The sequence below is a fragment of the Candidatus Protofrankia californiensis genome, from assembly GCF_900634765.1.
Taxonomy (GTDB): domain Bacteria; phylum Actinomycetota; class Actinomycetes; order Frankiales; family Frankiaceae; genus Protofrankia; species Protofrankia californiensis.
On the sequence record NZ_CAAAFT010000103.1, the window covers coordinates 3,339 to 4,891 of the forward strand.

At 70.5% G+C, this 1,553-nt stretch carries 1 protein-coding gene; it reads right to left on the bottom strand.

All coding sequences use genetic code 11. From position 1 onward, the window contains the following. Positions 1–1,169, bottom strand: a 1,169-nt coding sequence (locus tag DD1DGNOD_RS06155) for a transglycosylase domain-containing protein (RefSeq protein WP_131769647.1), incomplete at its 3' end; no start/stop codon positions are given. Positions 1,170–1,553 lie beyond the last annotated feature (384 nt).

Here is a 1,553-nt window from a genome sequence, read left to right on the forward strand (position 1 = left end):
ATCTTGGGTTGCAGCGTCGTCCTGATGACCAGGCCGCCTTCGTGCAGCCGCCGGGCGCGCTCGGCCTCGGTCGTGCCCAGCGCCGGGTCGGCCAGCAGCTGGGAGCGGACGAAGTCGCAGAAGAAGGACGCGCTCGACGTCTCGCACGAGTCCTGCGCGGCCGCGGCCCCGGCCCGGACCACCGTGACCGGGGTGGTCTTCGCCGCGTCCGCGGCGGCCAGGGTGATGTGACCCAGCGCGGCTGTCCGGTCGAGGACGACGTCCCGGCGTGCCCGGGCGGCGTCGGGGTGGTTCACCGGGTCGTACAGGGACGGGCTCTGGACGAGTCCGGCCAGCAGCGCCGCCTGGGGAAGCGTCAGGTCGGCGACGCCCACGTGAAAGTAGTTCTGGGCGGCGGTACCCACGCCATAGTTGCCGTTGCCGAAATAGGCGATGTTGAGGTAGCGCTCCAGGATCTCGTCCTTGGTGATCTTGTTTTCCAGGGCGACGGCGTACCGGGCTTCCTGGATCTTGCGCTCGAGTGACGTGCCGGCCGCCTCCTCACGTTGTTGCCTGGTGCGCGCGTTCTGCAGCAGCACGTTCTTGACGTACTGCTGGGTCAGTGTTGACGCGCCCTGCTGGACGTCACCCGCCTCGCTGTTGCGCAGCGCGGCCCGGACGACTCCCTTCACGTCCACCCCGCCGTGGCTGTAGAAGCGCGCGTCCTCGATGGAGACGATGGCCTGCCGCATGACCGCGGGGATGGCCTTGCCGTCGACGACGGTCCGGTTCTCCTCCCCGCGCAGCGTCGCGATGAGGCTGCCGTCGGCGGCAAGGATCCGGGAGCTCTCGGGCAGCGGTGGAGTGATCAGCTCGGCCGGCAGGCTCAGGTAGTGGTCTGCCGAGGATTTCGCGAACAAGCCGATCGCGCCGATCACGGGAAGGAGCAGCAGGGCGAGACCGACACCGGCGGCGCAGGCGATCACCCCGAGCCGGGTGAGCAGGTCGCGGCGGTCCGGGCGGCTGCCCTGCCCCCCGCCGGTGGGGTTGCTCCAGCGGCTGTCCGCGGCGGCCGGGGCGTCGTCGCCCGTGCCGGCGGGGCTGCCGGCGGGCGGCCGTGGAGCCGAGGTGACGCGGGCGCCCGCCGTGCGACGGCGCGGTCGTGCACGGAACGTGGATTCTCTCTGCACGGCCGTTGAGGTCACCTCCTGTGATGGGCCGGACGGCAGTCCAAGGACCTGGGCCTGTTGGACCTGCGGTATCGGCTTCCGGATCTCCCCGATCGGCTTCGCCGATCTGACAGGAACCCCGGTCCGGCAGGAACCCCGGGCGCGAAAACATGATCGCGCCGCCGTTGGCCCGCTGGGTCGATGGACGCCTGCGGCCTGTTGCCACGATGTCACGCACACGAGGTCAGGCAGGTGCGTGACGCTGGGGCAGTGACGCCCCACTGGATTGTCGCCGACCCGTAGGGATGATCGGAATTTGCCGCGCTCGGCTTCTGCCGGATGTGGCGACGTTGTGTCCGGTCGTCCGGGTGGAGCGTGGCTGTCGGGGGAGTTCCCGGGTTGTCC